This window comes from Cryobacterium sp. MDB1-18-1 (genome assembly GCF_004402735.1).
Classification (GTDB): domain Bacteria; phylum Actinomycetota; class Actinomycetes; order Actinomycetales; family Microbacteriaceae; genus Cryobacterium; species Cryobacterium glucosi.
Map to the genome: position 1 here is coordinate 1 of NZ_SOFR01000011.1, position 20,493 is coordinate 20,493.

Sequence of the window (20,493 nt, forward strand, 5' to 3'; positions counted from 1 at the left end):
CTACTACAACGCGGGCACCTGGTCGGTCTACTTCGATGGCACCGCCCACGGCCTCACCACCGCCAACCAGGACCTGGACGCCTTCGATGTCCCGTAGCGGAGAGGCCGTGCGGGGGCCGGTTCTGGTCAGGCCCGGCGAATCCGCACCAGGACGGTGGTTCCCTCTCCGACGGCGGACGTGATGGAGAGGGACCCTTCCGTCATCTGCACCGTGTCGCGCATGATCCGCAGTCCCAGGTGCCCACCGGGGGCCGCCGCCGCCGGGTCGAAGCCACGACCGTTGTCCCGGATCGACAGGCTCGTCGTCACAGCGTCCCCGGTGATGACGAGGTCGACGACGGAGGCGCGGGAATGCTTGACGACGTTGGCGAGGGCCTCCCTGGCGACGCGGTACAGCACGGCGATCCGGTCCTTGTCTGACGGGACATCCGGCGACAACTCGGAGTGCACGACAATGCCGGTATCGGCCACGTGGTCAAGAAGGCGCCGGAGCGCCTCGTTGAGACCGAGGCGCTCCAGGTCCGGCGGATACAGTTCGGTGGTGATGGCGCGCAGGGTACGCAGATTCCGCAGGAGGATCCCACGGGCCTGCCCGGTGAGCGCGCGCCGCTCACTCGCACCATGCCTCTCCTCCGCTTCCAGGGCGTACGACAGGCCGGCGAGGTCCTGGATCACCTCGTCGTGGAGCTCCCGGGCGATTCTTCTTCTTTCGAAGTCGGACGCGACGATGGCGTGTTGTACCAGGCGCCTTCGGGATGTCTGGCCGGCCTGGATCCGGCGGGCAAGTCCGATCGCAGGAAGGAGCTGCGCCATCTGCAGCAGGACGAGCGAGACCACGAGCACCGGGAGCACGTCCAGCATCAGCCGGGATTGGGCGTTCTGAACGGCCTCATCGTCAAAATACGCCTCGAAGATGACCGGCCATCCCGCGGCATCCGTTGCGCGGACGTTGATCTCGACCAGCTCGCCTGCCGCCGCCTCGTTCACGGTGTCCAGGCCGTTCGGCTGGCCGAGCCAGGCGTGTTCCCGCCCCCCGGAGAGGAGGTCGGGGCTCCACGCCGGGAGGGGATACGTGTCGCCGATCAGGTCCGCGCTGTCCGAATACAGGATCTTCCCGTCGCCGCTCCAGATCTTGACCCGCACCAGGGAGCCGTCTGCCATCCACGGCCTGACCCCGGAATCCACACGACTGATCGCCGATGCGTCTCCGGCCCGGACGTCTCTGTCCAGGAGCGGGCCCACCGTGAAATCGGCGAGTTGATGAGTGCGCAGTATGGCTTCGGCGAGGGCACGCTGCTCGGCCTGGCCGTGGATCCAGGCGTACACCGGAATCAGGACGGCAACGAGTGTGATCACACCGATGGCGAGGAAACGCAGGACGGCGCTCCGCACCTCCGATGAATCAGCGGCCCCACCCCGGTCGCGGAGCCATCCCCGGTCGCGTGCGTCGCGGCGATGACGGATCTTAGCCATCGTCGCATGCTGGACTACGCATGCTCCCGCACCTCCAGGAGGCCCAGTTTCGTCGCGTTGACCACGGCCTGAAGCTGCGAGTGCGCGTCGAGCTTGGCGAGAATCGACTTCACATAGCCGCGGCAGGTGTTTTCGGAGATTCCGAGGATCTGGGCGTTGACCCGAACCTCAGTGCCCTCGGCCATCAGGGCGAGTACGTCCAGCTCGCGACGTGTGAGCGACGTTGACGGCTGTTCCAGGATCCGGGACTGCCGTTGGGTGCTGAGCTGAACCATGAGGGAGGGGTGTAGCGAGAAGGAGCCGATCCGCGCGTGACGGATCGTGTCGACGAGCCCGGCGAGGGACCCATCCTTGGGGAGGAAGGCGCACACGCCGAGCGCCGCCGCCTGCTCGATCACCTCCGGGCTGGGATCGCCGGTGAGCATCACAATCCGGGTCGACGGCCGCTGGGCGAGGATGAGTGCGACGGCGGCGAGTCCGCTGCCGTCCGTCAGGTGGTAATCGAGGACGATGAGATCGGGCTGGAGCTCCCGGCTCAACTCGACGGCTCTTCGTGCGCTCTGGGCTGTCCCAACCGTGCAGAGATCCGGTTCCCGGTTGAGCGCGCCTGCGAGCAGCTCGGTGAACGTGGTGTGGTCGTCGGCGAGCAGGATGCGAATCATTGTTCCCCCGGGTCGGTCGCTGCCCTGTCGGGAACTGGACTACCTGCGTGATCAGGTGATCATCATGGCCTCACCTGGCCGGTTCGTCCATGCGTCGCGATACCCCCGTTCGGGACGAACCGGGCGCCCGTCGAGCACTCAGGCCAGCGGCCCCGTGACGGATGCCGCGGCATCCGCGACCGCGCCCGTCGCGACGATCTGAACGACGGCTTCGATCTCGGGGGAGAGGAAGCGGTCGTGCCCCGGACCCTCGGCAACGGTGCGGACGAGGTCGCGCACGGCGCCGGTCGCGGCCCCCGGCATGAGCGGCGCGCGCAGGTCGAGCGACCGGGCGGCAGTCATGATCTCGATCGCGAGCACCCGCTCGAGACCGTCGAGGGAGCGGCGGAGCTTGCGGGCTGCGGCCCACCCCATCGAGACGTGGTCCTCCTGCATCGCCGAGGACGGGATCGAGTCGACAGAGGCCGGCACGGCGAGGCGCTTGAGCTCCGAGACGATCCCGGCGGCGGTGTACTGCGCGATCATCAGGCCGGAGTCGACGCCGACCTCGTGCGCGAGGAACGGCGGCAGGCCCTTGTTACGGTGCGCGTCGAGGTGACGGTCGGTGCGGCGCTCGCTCATGCTCGCGACGTCCGCGGCGGCGATCGCGAGGAAGTCGAGCACGTAGCCGACCGGGGCGCCGTGGAAGTTGCCGTTGGACATCACCCGGCCGTCGAGGGTGACCACCGGGTTGTCGACCGCGCTCGCGAGTTCGCGCCCGGCGATCAGGGCGGCGTGGTCTGCGGTGTCGCGGGCGGCGCCGTGCACCTGCGGGGAGCAGCGCAGCGAGTAGGCGTCCTGGACGGTGGGGTCCTCCGGGCCGGCGTGGAAGGCGAGCAGGGGGGAGCCCGCGAGGATCGCGCGGAGGTTGCCGGCGCTCGCGGCCTGGCCGAGCTGGGGCCGCAGTGCCTGCAGGTCGGCGGCGAAGGTCGCATCCGTGCCGAGCAGCGCCTCGACGCTCATCGCCGCGGCGATATCGGCGGTCGTGAGGAGTCGGCTCAGGTCGGTCAGGGCGAGGACGAGCATTCCGAGCATGCCGTCGGTGCCGTTGATCAGGGCGAGGCCCTCCTTCTCGGCGAGCACGACCGGGGTGATTCCGGCCGCGGCGAGGGCCTCCCCGCCGCCCATCAGTGTGCCGCTGGCGTCGCGCACCCGGCCCTCGCCCATCACCGCGAGGGCGCAGTGGGCGAGCGGGGCGAGGTCGCCCGAGCAACCGAGCGACCCGTATTCGTGCACGACCGGGGTGATGCCGGCGTTGAGCACGGCGGCATAGGCCTCGGCCGTCGCGGGGCGCACTCCGGTGCGTCCGGTCATCAGGGTCGAGAGCCGCAGCAGCATGAGCGAGCGCACGACCTCGCGTTCGACCTCCGGCCCGCTGCCGGCGGCGTGGGAGCGCACGAGGCTCGCCTGCAGCTGGGCGCGGCGGTCGCTCGTGATGAACGTCGACGCGAGCGCGCCGAAGCCGGTGGAGATGCCGTAGTGCGGATTCACGTCGCTCGCAAGCCCGTCGATGATGGCACGGGTTTCCGCAACGCCGGCGAGCGCGGCCGGATCGAGCACGATGCGCGCGTCGAGGCGGGCGACGGCGACGACGTCGGCGAACGAGACCGCGCCAGCTCCGACGGTGACCGTGGCTGTGGCTGTGGCTGTGGCTGTGATGCGTGTGGCGGTGGATGCTGCGGCCGGGTGGATGCCCGCGGTGACGGATTCTTCGGTGTGGCTCATGTTTCGATTGCACACCCTGCGCGGCCGCCAGGGGACACGGATACACTCGAATCTGTCCGGTATACCGGACATCTGGCGCACGAGGCCGGCAGGAAAGGGGCAACCGGATGGTGGTCACACCGAAGGTCCCTGCCGCCCGGAACACCCTGCGGCTACTCTCCCACCTTGCCGCCCAGCGAGGTCCGGCCCGGGCGAGCGCGATCGCGACGGCCCTCGACCTGCCGCGGTCGACGGTGTACCAGCTGCTCGCCGTGCTCGTCGAGCAGGGTTTCGTCGTGCACCTCCCCGAGGAACGCCGCTACGGCCTCGGCGTCGCGGCCTTCGAGCTCAGCACCGGATTCTCCCGCCAGCAGCCGCTGTCCCACCTCGGCCGCCCCCTCGTCGCGCAGCTCGTCGACCGGCTCGGCGAGAGCGCGCACCTCGTCGTGCTGCACGGCCGGGACGTGGTCTACCTCGTCGAGGAGCGCGCGCCGCGGCGGCCCTCCCTCGTCACGGATGTCGGCGTCCGCCTCCCGAGCCACCTCACCGCGAGCGGGCGCGCGCTCCTCGCCGCGCTGCCCGCGGCCCAGCTGCGTGCGCTGTATCCGGACAAGGCGGCCTTCGCGCGTCGGCAGGGGGAGGGGCCGGGGCAGGGGCCGCGGAGCTCGTCCGAGCTGCGTGCGCTGCTGGCGACGGTGCGTGCCGACGGCTTCGCCCGCGAGGACGGGGAGATCACGCCGGGGATGGCATCCGTCGCCGTCGCAGTGCGGGACCACGCGGGCTGGCCCGCCGCCGGGATCGCCGTGACCTTCCCCCGCGAGCGGATCGCCGAAGACCTGTGGCCCGCGCTGGCCGCCGAGCTCGCCGGCACCGCCGCGGAACTCTCCCGCCGCATCCACGGCCGTCCGTGACATCCGCCTCAGTGCGCGAACAGGGCGATCAGCAGGGCAACGTAGACGACGACGAAGACGGCCGGTGTCACGAACCGCACCACGTTCACCCACGGCGCCGCCGACAGGATGCGCAGGGTCACGGCTGACGTGCTTCCCACGGCTCGCAGGTCGGCGATGACAGCGAGGGCCTCATTGGCTGCGTTGATCTGTACGAGGGCACCGAGGATCCCGGAGGCCAGGAGCACACCGGCCGCCGCGACCCGCACGCTCGGTGCGGCTTCGGCCAGGCCCAGGGACAGGAAACCCACCAGTGCCGTGAGCAGGAAGGTCGGGGCGACCTGGGACACGATGACGTGCCAGCGGGTCTTGATCCAGAGGTTGACGAGCTCGGATTCGGTCATGCGGGGCTCCACTCCGGTCGCCGCGGACGGGCGACCTGCGTCCATTCTCGCGCGGCGCATGCACCCGCGGGCCCACCGGTCGCAACTGCGGCCGTTGCCGACAACTGTGGCCGGTGCACGGGCACCAGTTGTCCGCATCGGTCACTCCAGGGAGCCCGTAGCGCAGCGGATGCCCGGCTCAGTACCAGCCGACGCTGACCGAATGCGCCCAGGCACCGCAGGGCGTTCCGTAGACGGCGGCGATGTAGCCGAGGCCCCAGTCGACCTGGGTCGCGGCGTTCGTGCGCCAGTCGGAGCCGGCGGACGCCATCTTGCTTCCCGGTAGCGACTGGGGGATGCCGTACGCCCCGGAGCTCGCGTTGTAGGCGTCGGCCCGCCAGCCGGACTCCTTGTTCCAGAGCGACACCAGGCAGGTGTACTCGTTGCCGCCCCAGCCGCGCGCGCTGACCGCGCCCGCCGCGTACGCCCGGGCCGCAGCCGGAGACGACACGGTTGCGGTCGGGGGAGCCGTGGTCGAGCCCGCGCCTGAGGAGCCGGAACCGGAGGATCCGCTCGAGCCTGAGCCGCCCGACCCGCTCGCCGCCGCCGGTTGAGCGGCCACCGCTGCCGCAGCGGCCTGGGCCGCCGCGCTCGCCGCAGCCGCCCGCGCGGCCTCTTCCTGTTGCTTCTGGTATGCCGCGGCCGCGGCGACGCCGGCCCGGTAGGAGCGCTCCGTCTCGGCCGTCGTGTTCTTCAGGCTCGCGAGCTGGGCGTCGAGCACGTCCGAGCGTGTGCGCTGCTCGGCGAGCTGCGCATCGGCGGCGCGCTGGGCCTCGGCCGCGGCCGCCGCACGATCCTTCGCCTCGACGGCGAGGCGGTCGCGTTCCGTCGACGCCACGGCGGCTTGTTCCTCGAGGCTCTGCACGAGATTGCGTTGCGCGAGCGCCCGGTCGCGGATGCCGGAGGTCAGTTCGCTCAGCCGGGTCGAGGTGCTGAGGGCCGACAGCAGGTCGCTCGCCTGGCCCGGAACCAGGAGCAGGGTGGCGACGGCGTCGCTCGCCCCGGAGCGGTACAGCTGCGCACCCAGAAGCCCGAGCTGGACATCCGCTGTCTGGGCCTTCTCGGTCGCGGTCGCGAGCTGGCGCGCGAGGTCCTCGGCGTGCGCAGCGGCCGCGCGTGATTCTGTGTCGGCGGTGGCGGATGCCGCGCTCGCGGTGATCGCCGCGTCTCCGAGCGTCGCGGCCTGGGTTTCGAGCCCGGTCAGCAGGGTGCCGATCCGGGTCACCTCCGCCTCGGTCGCAGCGGTCGAGGCGCGGGCGGCCTCGACGTCGGCCCAGCTCGGATAGTCGTCGGCCTGGGCGGGAATGGCGACGGTCACGGACGCACCGAGCAGCGCGATGACGGCCGCCATCACGCTCCATGCCCGCACTCTCGATCGCACCTGTCTCCGCCCGCCGTCTACCGAGTGTAGTTCGCGGTCCTTGGACTGTCCCGGCCGGATTCCCGGGCGGATTCCCGGGCGGCGACATCGGGAGGCCGGGTCCGGGCATCCGCCGGAACAGCCCGCATCAGGTCGCGGTCCGGGCCAGTCGAGGGCGGAGGGCGGCGAGGATCCGGGTCAGGTCCAGCGAAATCGCGGTCGCGGCGCCCATCGCCGTCGCGGGAGTGGCGTCGTGCCGGGTGTCCAACTCGGCCGTCAGCTGGGCCACGGCGGTCTCGGCCGTCTCGAATGCGCCAGAGTCCGTCAGGACGGCGTCTCCGTCCCGGCCGGACTCCCACTCGGTCAGCACTGCGGCGACCGCGAGCAGGGCCCGGGCGAGTGGCGGCCTGAGCTCTGGATGCAGTTCGAGGGCGATCGGAGCCCCCCAGGCGACCCCGGCGAGCACATCGGTGAGGTCGCGCACGTGGAACGTGACGGTCTCGAGCGCGGCGAGGTCGTCCCGGTCACTGGCCAGGTCGCGCCGGTGGATGCGGGCCCGAGGGTTGCCCTTGCGGCTGTCTTCCGCGTGGAACAGGGCATCGTGAACGTCGCGCACGAGTCTGATGAGTTCGTCGCCGCGGCTCGCCCAGTCGTCGCGTTCGGGCGGCCAGTTCTCGGTGAGGGCCTCGGCCAGGTCGGAGAGGTGGCCGGCGAGCCTGCCGCGGTAGTGCGACAACTGGCGGCCGACCGCGTCGAGGGTCAGGGGCGGCAGGATCAGGAGGTTCACGGCAAGGCCGATCACGATGCCCAGGGACACCTGCTCGAGGTAACCGATCGAGTACCCGTCCGCATTCGGTCCCCCGATGATGAGCACGAACAGGGCCGTCACCGGGATGTACTCCCGGTTCGCGCCGAACACCCCTGTCGCGGCGACGAGCGCGCCCACACCGACGGCCAGCGATATGGTCAGCACGTTCGGACCGCTCACGAGCAGCACCGCACCCGCGAGCACGATCGCGACGAAGAGGCCGCCGAGGGTCTGCAGTGAGTTTCGAACCGAACTCATCAGCGTCGGGTACATGCTGACGAGCGCTCCGAGCGGCGCGTAATAGGGATACTCGTTTGCGACCCCCGGCAGGTATCCGGCGACCGTCCACGCGATGGCCACGGCGAGGGCGGCCTTCGCCGCGGCCAGCAGCCGAGCCGCGGTCAGCTGCGATCCCACCCACCGGGGCGCGTGCCGCACGGTCCGCCGTACGCCCGATCGCGTCATCTCCGTCTCCTTCTGTCACGACACGGTACCTCCCGAACCGGTTCTTCTGCCGGTAGGCGACCGAACCCGGGGTGCCCCGAAACTGGTCCGTGACTTTTGGGGGACTATCCGGTAACGTTGACAGGTCGGCTCTTGACACCGTGTGAATTTGTATGCGCGGATGGGTTTGTAAGTCAGGATGGGCCGGTTTCCCAGTAATCCGCTGGTGAAAAATCACTGTATGTGAACGGCCCCGGCCATAGACTGCCCGGGTTCTCAGGTTGCGATGCATGTGCGTCGTTGTTCTGCCATGTACCCAATACAACCCAGGAATTTTCTATGCCTACGAGCAACAATCCGGCTGTCAGCCGATCCAACAAGAACTTCGACCCGAAGTACGCCGCCAAGGGCGGACCCTCCCGCGGAGGATCCAACAACGGCAGCAAGAGCCCGGGCCACCGCGGCTATCAGGCCGATGCGGGCGCCCCCAAGAAGGCCCGCTGGAACGCCGGCGAACGCGCCGACCGCGCCGCAGGACGCCCCACCAACGACCGCCCGGCCTACGGTGACCGTCCGGCCCGCAGCAATGACCGTCCCGCCTATGGCGACCGTCCCGCCCGCGGCAACGACCGCCCGTCGTACAACAACGACCGTCCGTCGTACAACGGCGCCTCGCGCACCGATCGCCCGACGCACAGCAATACCGATCGCCCCACGTACAACGCCCGCTCTGAGCGTCCGTCGTACAACAGCGACCGTCCCCGCACCGACCGTCCGTCGTACAACAACGACCGTCCGTCCTACGGCGACCGCGCCCCGCGCACCGACCGTCCGGCGTATAACAAGGACCGTCCCTCCTACGGTGACCGTCCGGCCCGCACGGATCGTCCGGCGTACAACAACGACCGTCCCCGCACGGACCGTCCGACCTATAACAACGACCGCACGTCCTACGGTGACCGTCCGGCCCGCACGGACCGTCCGGCCTACAACAACGACCGTCCCCGTACCGACCGTCCGGCCTACAACAACGACCGCCCGTCCTACGGCGACCGTGCAGCCCGCACCGAGCGTCCCTCCTACGGTGACCGTCCGGCCCGCACTGAGCGTCCCTCGTACGGCGACCGTCCCGAGCGTTCGCACTCCGACCGCCCGTCCTACGGCGACCGTCCGGCCCGCACTGAGCGTCCCTCCTACGGCGACCGCCCCGACCGTGCGGCTCGCACCGAGCGTCCCTCGTACGGCGACCGCCCGGACCGTTCGCACTCCGACCGCAGCAACCGTTCCGCGCACGACGACGGCGGCCACTCCAGCAACTTCTACCCGAGCCGCGACACCAAGGCGCACTTCGCCGCCGGTGACGACGTCGTCCTCGAGCGCCTCGAAGCCATCGCGACGACGGCTGCCGAAGTTGTCGGCGTGACCTTCGGCGACCTGGGCCTGGGCGAGAACATCGTCCGCGAGCTCGGCGCCCTCGGTGCCGCCAGCCCGTTCCCGATCCAGGCCGCGACCATCCCGGACGTGCTCGCCGGGCGCGACGTGCTCGGCCGTGGCAAGACCGGCTCCGGCAAGACGATCGCCTTCGGCGCTCCCCTCGTGGAGAAGCTGATGGAGAACAACGGCGCCAAGGACCGCAAGATGGCCCGCAAGCCCCGCGCGCTCATCCTGGCCCCGACCCGCGAGCTCGCGCTGCAGATCGACCGCACCGTGCAGCCCATCGCCCGCAGCGTCGGCCTCTTCACCACCCAGATCTACGGCGGCGTTCCGCAGTACCGCCAGGTCAGCGCCCTCCAGCGCGGCGTGGACATCATCATCGGCACCGCCGGCCGCATCGAGGACCTCATCGAACAGGGTCGCCTCGACCTCAGCGAGGTCGTCGTCACCGTCCTCGACGAAGCCGACTACATGTGCGACCTGGGCTTCCTCGAGCCCGTCCAGCGCATCCTGCGCCAGACCAAGAAGGGCGGCCAGAAGCTGCTCTTCTCGGCAACCCTCGACAAGGGCGTCGCCTCGCTCGTCAAGGAGTTCCTGACGAACCCGGCCGTCCACGAGGTCGCCGGTGAAGACCAGGCCTCCTCCACGATCGACCACAAGGTCCTCGTCATCGAGCACCGCGACAAGAGCGCCATCATCGGCCAGCTCGTCGACCGCCAGGGCAAGACGCTGATCTTCTCCCGCACCCGTGCGTACGCCGAGCAGCTCGCCGAGCAGCTCGAAGACGCCGGCGTGAAGGCGACGAGCCTGCACGGCGACCTGAACCAGGCCCGCCGTACCCGCAACCTGCAGATGCTGACCAGCGGTCGCGTGAACGTGCTGGTGGCGACGGATGTCGCGGCCCGCGGCATCCACGTGGACGACATCGACCTGGTCATCCAGGCCGACGCCCCCGACGAGTACAAGACCTACCTGCACCGCTCCGGTCGTACCGGCCGTGCAGGCAAGTCCGGCACCGTCGTCACGCTGATCCCGAAGCAGCGTCGTCGCCGCATGGACGAGCTCCTCGAGCGCGCCGACATCGAAGCCAGCTTCATGAACGCCGCCCCCGGCGACGCAGCCGTCCGCGAGCTCGCCGGCCTGTAACACCCGCTCCACTCGCACCCCCCGCAGGGCACTCACCATCCGGTGGGTGCCCTGCGGCCGTTAACCCCGCCCCCGTGTCCCGCGAGAGTACATTTTTGGCCCCTAAAACGCGGTTTTAGGGGCCAAAAATGTACTCTCGCGAGACGGTTCGGGGCGAGGGGTGAGCGGATGCCGCGGGTCAGGCGAGTGCGAGCATCGCGGCCGCCGCGAGCGCAAGACCGAGGCCGACCCACTGCACCGGCGCGATCCGCTCCCTGAGCACGACCGCTGCGAGCAGGATCGTCCCGGCCGGGTACATCGCCGTCAGCACGCTGATCACGCTGAGGTCGCCGATCCGGATCCCGATGAGCAGCAGGAAGTTCGCGGCGACGTCGACGAGACCGCAGACCGCGGCGAGCGTCAGGCCGATCGTGAGGGTGGACCGGGAGCGCCGACCGGTGTGAGCGGGAACCGCGGCCGGGTCTGTTGCGCGAGCAGTGGCATCCGTCGCCCCGAAACCGGCGACGGCCACGCCCGTACTGCCGGCCCCCGCGAGCACCCGCCGCCGGCGCGCGGCGACGACGGCGAGCACACCCACGATCGAGAACATAATCGCGGCGTTGACCGCCCGGTTGAGCACGAGCGGTACGAGGCCGCTGTCGTCGGGGGTCAGGTCGATCAGGATCAGGAACGCGCCGATCATGACGCCGGACCCGATCGCCATCAGCACCCCGAGAGTCGTCGGCCGCACCGCGCCCTTCTCCGGCACGAAGCCCACGAGCACGACCGCGACGAGCGCGAGACCGAGGGCGGCGTATCCGACCGGCGCGAGCCGTTCGCCGCCGACGAGGCCGGCGGTCATCGGCACGACCGCCGAGACCACGGCGGTCAGGGGCGAGAGGATGCTCATCGGACCGATCGCGAGGCACGCATACAGGAGGGAGATCGCGATCGCACCGGTCACCCCCGAGAGCGCACCCCAGAGCACGGCGTCCGGCGACCAGACGCCTCCCACGAACGGCAGGGCGACGAGCAGGACCAGCAGCCCGGAGCTCGCGGCGACCGCGGTGACGAGCACCGAACTGAGCCGCTTGGCCGCGAGGCCGCCGAGAAAGTCGGCGCTCCCGTAGATGAGGGCGCCGGCGAGTCCGACCAGGGCGGTGAGCATAGGCATCCAGCCTATGCGAGCTGCGCAGCCAGGCCCAGGCTCATGCACCGGGCGCACGCACCGGGCACACGCCGGCGATTCCGGCACAGGTATGGTGGGAGCGACACGGCCGGAGGAGGAACGATGACCGCACGCTGGGCACGGTTCGCTCGCGGCTGGTATATCGCAGGTTTCGCGACCTTCGTCGCGGCACTGTCGCACACCCTCGGTGGCGGCGCAGCCCCCGGTCTCCTTCCCGTCGTCATCTCCCTCGCGTTCGCCGGCATCGTCTGCATCGGCCTCGCCGGCCGCGCTGCCTCCCTCTGGCGTACCACGGCGGCCGTGCTCACGAGCCAGCTGATCTTCCACGGCCTGTTCTCCCTCGGCGCATCCGGCGGTTCCCTGCGAACGGATGCCCCGGCCGGCACCCTGCCCGCCCACAGTCACGCGGCGGGTTCCGCCCTGCTCTCGGTGCAGTCGGGCGCGACGACCGCGCCCGGACTGTCCGGCGTCTCCGGACTGTCCGGCGTCCCCGGACTGTCCGGCGCCCACGCAGCCCTGCCGATGGCCGGCATGACCGGCATGTCCGCAGCCCCCCTCGACGCGGCCCTGATGTCGCTCGCGCACCTGCTGGCGGCCGTCGTGACGATCGTCGCCCTCCGGCATGGCGAACGTGCGTTCGGCATCCTCGTCGCGGCGGCGCGACTCGTCGTCCGCAGGGTCCTGGTCGCCAGCAGCCTGCCGGTCCGCGCTCGCACGGCGCACCGCGTCCCGGCGCCGACGCTCGTCTTCCTGCCCCGAGACCTCGGGGTGCTCCTGTCCGTGATGCGGCACCGCGGCCCGCCGGAGACCCTGCGTTTCGCCTAGACCAGACCGTTTTGCTTTTCGCTCCGAACCAGGGGCAGTCGCGTGCGCTGCAGCCCGATGCCCCGGTTGTTCGGTGCCGCCAACTATCTAAGGAACCACAGTGACGTTCAAGACCACCGCCCTCGCGGCATCCGCCCTGCTCGCCGGCGGCATTCTCGCCCTTGCCGCGCCGCTCTCCGCGAGCGCCCACATCGACATCGACCCGTCCTCGGCCGCGGCCGGCTCGTACTCCGTGCTGAGCTTCGCGCTCCCGCACGGCTGCGCCGGATCACCCACGACCTCCATCAGCATCGCCATCCCGGAGAGCGTCGTCAGTGTCACGCCGACGGTCAACCCCAATTGGACCGTCGAGAAGACCTCCACTCCGCTCGCGACCCCGCTGACGGACGAGGACGGCACCTCGATCACCGACAGGATCGGCGCCGTCGTCTACACGGCGATCACCCCGATGGCCGACGGCCTGCGCACGACGTTCGACCTCAGCCTGCAGATCCCCACGGATGCGGCCGGCACGACCCTCGAGTTCCCCGTCGTGCAGACCTGTGTCACCGGTTCGACGAACTGGGACGCCCACACCGTCGAGGGTGAGGCCGAACCGGAGCACCCGGCGCCGTCGATCGCCGTCACCGCGGCCGTCGCCTCCGATGAGCACGGCGCCGCCCACACCGACACCACCACCGAAGCGAGCTCCGAATCGGCCGATGCCGCGGCATCCGCCCCCGACGTGCTCGCCCGGGTGCTCGGAGTCGGCGGCCTTGTCGTCGGCGTCGTGGGCCTCGTGCTCGCGATCACCGCCCGTCGCAAGCACTCGGCTTAGGAGAGAACCATGCGAAGCAACCACGTCCGCGACTGGTCCCTGCGCGCGCTCGGTGTCGCGGCCGTGGTTGCCGCGACGCTGGGGTTCTCCGCCGCCCCGGCGTCCGCGCACAACTATCCGGTCGGGTACGCGCCCGCGGAGAACTCGGTCGTGACCGAGCAGCCAGGCCACTTCACCATCACCACCAACGACGCCCTGCTGAACCTAGACGGCACCGGAACCGGCAACGCCATGCGCATCAGCGGTCCGACCTCCGCACCTCTCTATTACGGCGACGGATGCGTCACCCTCTTCGGCCCGAAGCTCGAGACCACGGCCCAGCTCGGCCAGCCGGGGGAGTACACGGTGACCTGGCAGGTCGTCTCGACCGACGGCCACCCGGTCTCGGGCAGCTACACCTTCACCTGGCAGCCCGCCACCGGTCAGGTGCTCGCGCAGGGCCTCGCCGCCGCCCCGACCTGCGGCGCCGCCACCCCCACGGACACCCCAGGTGCCGCCGCCGACGCGTCCGCCGCCCCCGGCGCCGCGCAAAGCGCGGTCGCCCCCACCGACCTGCTCTGGATCGCCGGCGCCGCCGCTGCCGTCATCCTCGCCGTAGCCGCAACCCTCCTCCTCACCCGCCGCCGCCCCACCCCCTAACCCGCCCCACCCCGGCTCGCGAAAGCGGAGAAAGTGCCCCTTCCCGCTACGGGAAGGGGCACATTTCGTACTCTCGCGAGACGGGCGGGGTGGGGAAAGCCGGTGAGGGTGTCCGGGGTCGCCGGTAGACTCGCTGGGTGAGTTGGACTGCCGAATTGCCCCGTGAACCGGACGAGTGGGTGCCCGACGACCGCGATGCGCCAGAGGACTACGACGCTCCGCCGCCCCCGGACTACGGAGCGGGCGACGGCCAGGGAAACAGCTCCGACTACGGCTCCCGAGTCGACCCGGGCGCCGGTGCCGGCGGATCCGGACCCATCCGCACGTCGTTCGCGCAGGCATCCGCCCCGCCCCGGCGCGCCACCGCGAAGTTCGCGACCGCCGCCGAGGCGCTGCGCACGGTGTTCGGCTACGACTCGTTCCGCGGCGAGCAGGCCGCCATCATCGACCAGGTCATCGGGGGCGGCGACGCCGTCGTGCTGATGCCCACCGGCGGCGGCAAGAGCCTCTGCTACCAGATCCCGTCCCTCGTGCGCGAGGGCACCGGCATCGTCATCTCCCCGCTGATCGCGCTCATGCAGGACCAGGTCGACGCCCTCACCGCGGTGGGTGTCCGCGCCGAATTCCTCAACTCGAGCCAGGACTCCGCCGAACGCTCCCGCGTCGAACGCGACTACCTCGCCGGCAACCTCGACCTGCTCTACGTCGCCCCCGAGCGGCTCTCCTCCGAGGCCACCAAGCGCTTCCTCGAGCGCGGCACCATCGCGCTCTTCGCGATCGACGAGGCCCACTGTGTCTCGCAGTGGGGCCACGACTTCCGCCCCGACTATCTCGCCCTGTCCGAACTCGCCGGCCGCTGGCCCGACGTGCCGCGCATCGCGCTCACGGCCACGGCGACGGATGCGACGCACCAGGAACTCACGCAGCGCCTGCAGCTCGAGGGGGCGCGTCACTTCGTCGCGAGCTTCGACCGTCCGAACATCCAGTACCGGATCGTCGCGAAGGCCGAACCGCGCAAGCAGCTGCTCTCCTTTATCAAGACGGAGCACCCGCACGACGCCGGCATCGTCTACGCGCTCAGCCGCAAGAGCGTCGAGGCGACCGCCGAATTCCTGCGCGCCAACGGCCTCAACGCGCTGCCGTACCACGCCGGCCTCGACCAGGCGGTGCGCGCCCGCAACCAGTCCCGGTTCCTCCGCGAGGAGGCCGTGATCATCGTCGCGACCATCGCGTTCGGCATGGGCATCGACAAGCCTGACGTGCGCTTCGTCGCCCACATCGACCTGCCCAAGTCCGTCGAGGGCTACTACCAGGAGACGGGCCGGGCCGGCCGTGACGGCCTGCCCTCGACCGGCTGGCTCGCCTACGGCCTGCAGGACGTCGTGCAGCAGCGCCGCATGATCGACGAGTCGCCCGGCGACCTCGCCCACCGCCGCAAGCTCTCCGCGCACCTCGACGCCATGCTGGCCCTCTGCGAGACGGTGCACTGCCGCAGGGTCAACCTGCTGCGCTACTTCGGCCAGGCGAGCGAGCCGTGCGGCAACTGCGACACGTGCCTCGAACCGCCCGTCGGCTGGGATGGCACCGTGCCGGCCCAGAAGCTGCTCTCCACCATCGTGCGCCTGCTGCGCGAGCGCAACCAGCGTTTTGGCGCCGGCCAGATCGTCGACATCCTGCGCGGCAAGACCACACCGCGCACGACTCAGCACCACCACGAACAGCTCGCGACCTGGGGCATCGGCGCCGACCTTTCCGACCAACAGTGGCGCGGCGTCGTCCGTCAGCTGCTCGCCCAGGGCATCCTCGCCACCTCCGGGGAATACGGCACCCTCGTGCTCACCCCGATCGCCACAGAGGTCCTCGCCGGCCATCGCACCGTCGAGCTCCGCAGCGAGCCCGAGCGCGCGGCACGATCCACCTCCTCCGCCCGCACCGGCGCCGCGAAGGCCGCAGCCGCCGACCTCACCCCGCAGCAGGAGGCGTTGTTCCAGGCGCTCCGGGCCTGGCGCTCGAGCGTGTCCAAGGAGCAGGGCGTGCCCGCGTACATCGTCTTCGGCGACGCGACCCTGATCGCGATCGCGGTCGCGAACCCCGGCGGTATCGGCGACCTCGACGGCATCTCCGGCGTCGGCGCCAAGAAACTCGAGGCCTACGGAGCCGGCGTGCTCGAGGTCGTCGCGGCGGCGGGCGCTTAGGATTACTCGTTTTTGTGCCTAAGGGCACTCGTTCGAGCGCGGCGCCTGTGGAAAGCTACAAGACGGATGCCGGGCGCGGCACCCGCCTTTGTAGCCTCGTCATGCACTATTTCCGGCCGTCGCCGAGCCGCCCTAGTGTTTAGAAAAATTCTGCCTACACGATCTTCCGCGCAGGAAGCTTCCATGCAGGAAACTTCGAGTTCGAGCGAGAACAAAGGACCAATGATGGTTGACACTGCCCAGCGCTCCGCACCCTCCGCACCGGCGACGCCCTCCCCGGCCGCCCCCAAGCCCACCGGCACCTTCACCCCCATCCCCACGATCAACGTCCCGGCGCTCAGCCGCCAGCTGCTCGGCAGCTGGCCGGAGATCCGGATCGAGGCCCGCAAGCTCACCGCACGCCCCGAGCTCCAGGGCGTCCCCGGCCTGTCGATGGCCGAGCACCGGCTGCGCGTGCTCGAGCAGTTGAGACTGCTCGCCGTCGAAGGCCACGTGCACCGTGCCTTCCCGGTGCACCTCGGCGGCGAAGACAACCACGGCGGCAACATCGCCGGGTTCGAAGAGCTCGTCACCGCCGACCCGAGCCTGCAGATCAAGGCCGGCGTGCAGTGGGGCCTCTTCGGCTCCGCCGTGATGCACCTCGGCACCCGCAAGCACCACGACGCCTACCTGCCCGGCATCATGAGCCTCGCCACCCCCGGCGTCTTCGCGATGACCGAAACCGGCCACGGCTCCGACGTCGCGAGCATCGCCACCACGGCGACCTACGACGCCGAGACCCAGGAATTCGTCGTGCACACCCCGTTCCGCGCGGCCTGGAAGGACTACCTCGGCAACGCCGCGAACGACGGCATCGCGGCCGTGCTCTTCGCCCAGCTCATCACGGGCGGCGTGAACCACGGCGTGCACGCCTTCTGGATGCCCCTCCGCGACGAGACCGGTGCGTTCCTGCCCGGCGTCAGCGGCGAGGACGACGGCCTCAAGGGCGGCCTCAACGGCATCGACAACGGTCGGCTCGCCTTCGACAACGTCCGCATCCCCCGCGAGAACCTGCTCAACCGCTACGGCGATGTCGCCGAAGACGGCACGTACTCGAGCGCCATTTCCAGCCCCGGCCGCCGGTTCTTCACGATGCTCGGAACCCTTGTGCAGGGCCGGGTGTCCCTCGACGGGGCCGCGACCCAGGCATCCGCCATGGCCCTCACCATCGCCGTCACCTACGGCAGCCAGCGCCGCCAGTTCACGGCCGGCGGCGAGGCCGAACAGGTCATCCTCGACTACCAGCGCCACCAGCGCCGGCTGCTGCCGCGCATCGCGACGACGTACGCGCAGACCTTCGCCCACGACGAGTTCCTGGTCGCGTTCGACAAGGTCTTCAGCGGCATCGCAGACACGGATGCCGACCGCCAGGACCTGGAAACCCTCGCCGCAGCCCTCAAGCCGCTGTCGACCTGGGCAGCACTGGACACCATCCAGGAGGCCAGGGAGGCCTGCGGCGGCGCCGGCTTCCTCGCCGAGAACCGCCTCGTCGGCCTCCGCGCCGACCTCGACGTCTACGCGACGTTCGAGGGCGACAACACCGTCCTGCTCCAGCTCGTCGCCAAGCGGCTCCTCACCGACTTCAGCCGCAAGTTCGCCGACGCCGGCAGCGGGGTCCTCGCCCGCTATGTCGTGCAGCAGGCCACCGACCGTGCCCTGCACAACACCGGCCTCCGCACTCTCGGCCAGGCCGTCGCCGACTTCGGTTCGACAGCGCGCTCTGTCGGCCAGCTCCGGGAGACGAACGTGCAGCGGGAGCTGCTCACCGACCGGGTCGAGACCATGATCCGCGACATCGCCGGCAAGCTCCGCCCGGCGAGCAAGCTCTCTCCGCAGCAGTCCGCCGACGTGTTCAACGCGCACCAGGACGAACTCATCGAGGCGGCCCGCGCGCACGGCGAGCTCCTCCAGTGGGAGGCATTCACCCGGGCCGTCGAGCACACGACGGATGCCGGCAACAAGCAGGTCCTGACCTGGCTGCGCGACCTGTTCGGGCTCGGACTCGTCGAGAAGCACCTCGCCTGGTACCTGATCAACGGACGCCTGTCCGCCCAGCGCGCCCAGTCGGTCACGGCGTACATCGACCGGATCATCGCCCGCCTGCGCCCCTTCGCCCAGGACCTCGTGGACTCCTTCGGGTACAGCCCCGAGCACCTGCGCGCGAAGATCGCCTCCGGAGCGGAGCAGGAACGCCAGGACGAGGCCCGCGACTACTACACCGCGCTGCGCGCCTCCGGCAACGCCCCGGCAGACGAGAAGGCGCCGCGCAAGAAGTAGCGGCCTGCGCAAACCGGCGCGAGGGCGGGCATCCGTCGTACCGGGGTACTACGCGCCGCGGCCGGTAAGCATCCGTTCGACCGATGTGCCCCGTGAGGCGCCCTGCGTATCGTGAATGCGGGGCCGACGTCCACCGACGCCTGGCCCCGCCAACGATGCGAATGAGGAGACGGATGATTCAGGCACAGTCCCTGACCAAACGCTACGGAAGCAAGGTCGCGGTCGACGCGATCGACTTCACCATCCAGCCCGGAACCGTGACCGGCCTGCTGGGCCCGAACGGCGCAGGCAAGACCACGACGATGCGGATGATCGTCGGCCTCGACCGGCCGGACTCCGGCTCGGTCCTCGTCAACGGCCAGCGCTACCAGGACCTCCGTGCCCCGCTCCGCGAGGTCGGGGTGCTGCTCGACGCGAAGGCGATCCACACGGGCCGCTCGGCGCGCAACCACCTGCTCGCGATGGCCGCGACCCACAACATCCCGAAGAGCCGCGTCGACGACGTGATCGAGCTCACCGGACTCACCTCCGTCGCCCGCAAGCGCGTCGGAGGCTACTCCCTCGGCATGGGACAGCGCCTCGGCATCGCCGCGGCCCTCCTCGGAGACCCGGGCATCCTGATCCTCGACGAACCCGTCAACGGGCTCGACCCCGAGGGCGTGCAGTGGGTGCGCAAGCTGATGCGGCACCTCGCCGGCGAAGGCCGCACCGTGCTGCTCTCCTCACACCTGATGAGTGAGATGGCGCTCACCGCCGACCACATCATCATGCTCGGCCGAGGCCGGGTCATCGCCGACGCCCCCGTCGCCGAGATCATCGGCCAGGCCGGCGGAGCGACCGTCCGCGTGCGCAGCCCGCACGCGACCCGACTCGCCACCCTGCTCGCGCAGGCCGAGGTCACCGTCGTGAACCTCGAACAGGACGTGCTCCAGATCACCGGGATCACGGCCGCCGAGATCGGCGACCAGGCCGCAGCCGCCGGCATCGTGCTGCACGAACTCACGAGCGTCAGCGCCTCCCTCGAGGACGCGTACATGTCCCTCACCCGGAACGAGGTCGAGTACCGCACCGGCGGCACCGGCGACGAGGAATTCGACGACGACGATTCCGACACGACAGACGCCGCAACGGATGCCGCCGCGAACGACGATCCGGACCCGCGCGAGACCGAACTGCAGGAGGCAGCACGATGAGCACCCCCACGATCCTGGTTGCCGGTACCCCGGAAGCCCTCGCCGACATCGGCACGGAATTCGTGCCCGCGACGACACCGGCCGGTCCGCACCTCAGCGCGCTCGGCATCATCCGCTCGGAGTGGATCAAGCTCAGCACCGTTCGCTCGACGATCTGGTGCTTCGCGGTGCTCCTCGTCGTGTCGATGGGGCTCGCCGCGATCATGTCGCTCGCGCTCGACCTCACCGGGACCGACATCACGACGGTTCCGGGCACCGACCAGGCCCGGTTCGTGGCGCAGGCCTCGACCTTCGGCGTGTTCTTCGGCCAGCTCATCGTCGCCGTACTCGGCGCGCTCGCCGTCACCGGCGAGTTCACGACGGGCATGATCCGCTCGACCCTGACCGCGGTGCCGAAGCGCCTGCCGGCCCTGTGGGCCAAGGCCCTCGTGCTGTTCGTCGCGACCTTCGTCGCCGGCCTCGTCAGTAACATCGCGGCTTACGTCGTCACGGTCTCGATCGTCTCCGGCCAGGGCCTGCACGCGAGCCTCTTCGCCCCGGAGGTCATCCTCCCCGTGCTCGGCGGTTCGCTGTACCTGGCCCTCGTCGCGGTCTTCGCACTCGGCATCGGCACGATCGTGCGGAGCGGGGCCGGCAGCATTGCCGTCGCGCTCGGCGTGATCCTGCTCCTCCCGGTCGTACTCCAGATGATCCCGGCCACGTGGGCGAGCGACGTGCTCCCGTACCTGATCTCGTCAGCGGGTATCAGCATGTTCGGCCTCATGCAGTTCGCCAAGGTGCCACTCGACTGGTCGGTCGACCTGATCATCGTCCTCGTCTGGGTTGTCGTGAGCCTCGGCACCGCCGCGGTGCTGCTGAAGCGCCGCGACGCGTAACCGGGCGGCAATGAACAGGACCGAGCAGGCAGGGCCGGCTGCCGGCACCGACCGGTGACCGG

The 20,493-nt window shown here is 70.4% G+C and carries 16 protein-coding genes; 9 read left to right on the forward strand and 7 right to left on the reverse strand.

The features are described from left to right. Positions 1 to 126: 126 nt before the first annotated feature. The 3 genes from E3O50_RS02230 to hutH all read right to left on the reverse strand — a co-directional run bounded on the left by E3O50_RS02230 (position 127) and on the right by hutH (position 3,899). Positions 127 to 1,473, reverse strand: coding sequence for a sensor histidine kinase (locus E3O50_RS02230; RefSeq protein WP_134560425.1), 1,347 nt, complete (start codon positions 1,471 to 1,473; stop codon positions 127 to 129). A 14-nt stretch (positions 1,474 to 1,487) separates the two neighbouring features. Then, positions 1,488 to 2,135 carry a response regulator transcription factor gene (locus E3O50_RS02235; RefSeq protein ID WP_134560427.1) on the reverse strand — a complete coding sequence of 216 codons (648 nt, stop codon included), beginning with the start codon at positions 2,133 to 2,135 and terminating at the stop codon, positions 1,488 to 1,490. Between the two features lie 138 nt (positions 2,136 to 2,273). Further along, the gene (gene hutH, locus E3O50_RS02240) at positions 2,274 to 3,899 is read right to left on the reverse strand and encodes a histidine ammonia-lyase (RefSeq protein WP_134560429.1); all 1,626 of its coding nucleotides are present in this window, start codon (positions 3,897 to 3,899) and stop codon (positions 2,274 to 2,276) included. A 107-nt stretch (positions 3,900 to 4,006) separates the two neighbouring features. Between hutH and E3O50_RS02245 the strand changes: the two genes are divergently transcribed. Further along, positions 4,007 to 4,789 carry an IclR family transcriptional regulator gene (locus E3O50_RS02245; protein ID WP_134560431.1) on the forward strand — a complete coding sequence of 261 codons (783 nt, stop codon included), beginning with the start codon at positions 4,007 to 4,009 and terminating at the stop codon, positions 4,787 to 4,789. A gap of 8 nt (positions 4,790 to 4,797) precedes the next feature. Here E3O50_RS02245 and E3O50_RS02250 read toward each other — a convergent pair whose 3' ends face one another. The 3 genes from E3O50_RS02250 to E3O50_RS02260 all read right to left on the reverse strand — a co-directional run bounded on the left by E3O50_RS02250 (position 4,798) and on the right by E3O50_RS02260 (position 7,844). Beyond that, the gene (locus E3O50_RS02250) at positions 4,798 to 5,172 is read right to left on the reverse strand and encodes a hypothetical protein (RefSeq protein WP_134446264.1); all 375 of its coding nucleotides are present in this window, start codon (positions 5,170 to 5,172) and stop codon (positions 4,798 to 4,800) included. Positions 5,173 to 5,350: 178 nt separating this feature from the next. Next, the gene (locus tag E3O50_RS02255) at positions 5,351 to 6,562 is read right to left on the reverse strand and encodes a lytic transglycosylase domain-containing protein (RefSeq protein ID WP_134564543.1); all 1,212 of its coding nucleotides are present in this window, start codon (positions 6,560 to 6,562) and stop codon (positions 5,351 to 5,353) included. Positions 6,563 to 6,719: 157 nt separating this feature from the next. After that, positions 6,720 to 7,844: an FUSC family protein gene (locus tag E3O50_RS02260; RefSeq protein ID WP_134446266.1), complete on the reverse strand. Its 1,125-nt coding sequence runs from the start codon at positions 7,842 to 7,844 to the stop codon at positions 6,720 to 6,722. A gap of 318 nt (positions 7,845 to 8,162) precedes the next feature. Between E3O50_RS02260 and E3O50_RS02265 the strand changes: the two genes are divergently transcribed. After that, positions 8,163 to 10,403, forward strand: a complete 2,241-nt coding sequence (locus E3O50_RS02265; protein ID WP_134559203.1) for a DEAD/DEAH box helicase — start codon at positions 8,163 to 8,165, stop codon at positions 10,401 to 10,403. Positions 10,404 to 10,581: 178 nt separating this feature from the next. Here the strand turns inward: E3O50_RS02265 and E3O50_RS02270 are convergent, their stop codons facing one another. After that, entirely contained in the window at positions 10,582 to 11,556 is a 975-nt protein-coding gene (locus E3O50_RS02270) for an EamA family transporter (RefSeq protein ID WP_241975365.1), read from the reverse strand. A gap of 117 nt (positions 11,557 to 11,673) precedes the next feature. Between E3O50_RS02270 and E3O50_RS02275 the strand changes: the two genes are divergently transcribed. The 7 genes from E3O50_RS02275 (at position 11,674) to E3O50_RS02305 (ending at position 20,431) form a co-directional block, all read left to right on the forward strand. Continuing rightward, positions 11,674 to 12,396, forward strand: coding sequence for a hypothetical protein (locus E3O50_RS02275; RefSeq protein WP_134559205.1), 723 nt, complete (start codon positions 11,674 to 11,676; stop codon positions 12,394 to 12,396). Positions 12,397 to 12,496: 100 nt separating this feature from the next. Continuing rightward, complete coding sequence (locus E3O50_RS02280) at positions 12,497 to 13,213, forward strand: YcnI family protein (protein ID WP_134559206.1); 717 nt, start codon at positions 12,497 to 12,499, stop codon at positions 13,211 to 13,213. Between the two features lie 9 nt (positions 13,214 to 13,222). Next, positions 13,223 to 13,852, forward strand: a complete 630-nt coding sequence (locus tag E3O50_RS02285; protein ID WP_134446270.1) for a copper resistance CopC family protein — start codon at positions 13,223 to 13,225, stop codon at positions 13,850 to 13,852. A 392-nt stretch (positions 13,853 to 14,244) separates the two neighbouring features. After that, entirely contained in the window at positions 14,245 to 16,047 is a 1,803-nt protein-coding gene (gene recQ / locus E3O50_RS02290; protein WP_241975367.1) for a DNA helicase RecQ, read from the forward strand. 225 nt (positions 16,048 to 16,272) lie between these two features. Then, the gene (locus tag E3O50_RS02295) at positions 16,273 to 18,363 is read left to right on the forward strand and encodes an acyl-CoA dehydrogenase (protein ID WP_134446381.1); all 2,091 of its coding nucleotides are present in this window, start codon (positions 16,273 to 16,275) and stop codon (positions 18,361 to 18,363) included. A gap of 173 nt (positions 18,364 to 18,536) precedes the next feature. Further along, a complete protein-coding gene (locus E3O50_RS02300) occupies positions 18,537 to 19,556 on the forward strand; it encodes an ATP-binding cassette domain-containing protein (protein ID WP_134559208.1) in 1,020 nt (339 codons plus the stop codon). After that, positions 19,553 to 20,431: an ABC transporter permease subunit gene (locus E3O50_RS02305; protein WP_134559210.1), complete on the forward strand. Its 879-nt coding sequence runs from the start codon at positions 19,553 to 19,555 to the stop codon at positions 20,429 to 20,431. The genes E3O50_RS02300 and E3O50_RS02305 overlap by 4 nt, the downstream gene beginning before the upstream one ends. Positions 20,432 to 20,493 lie beyond the last annotated feature (62 nt).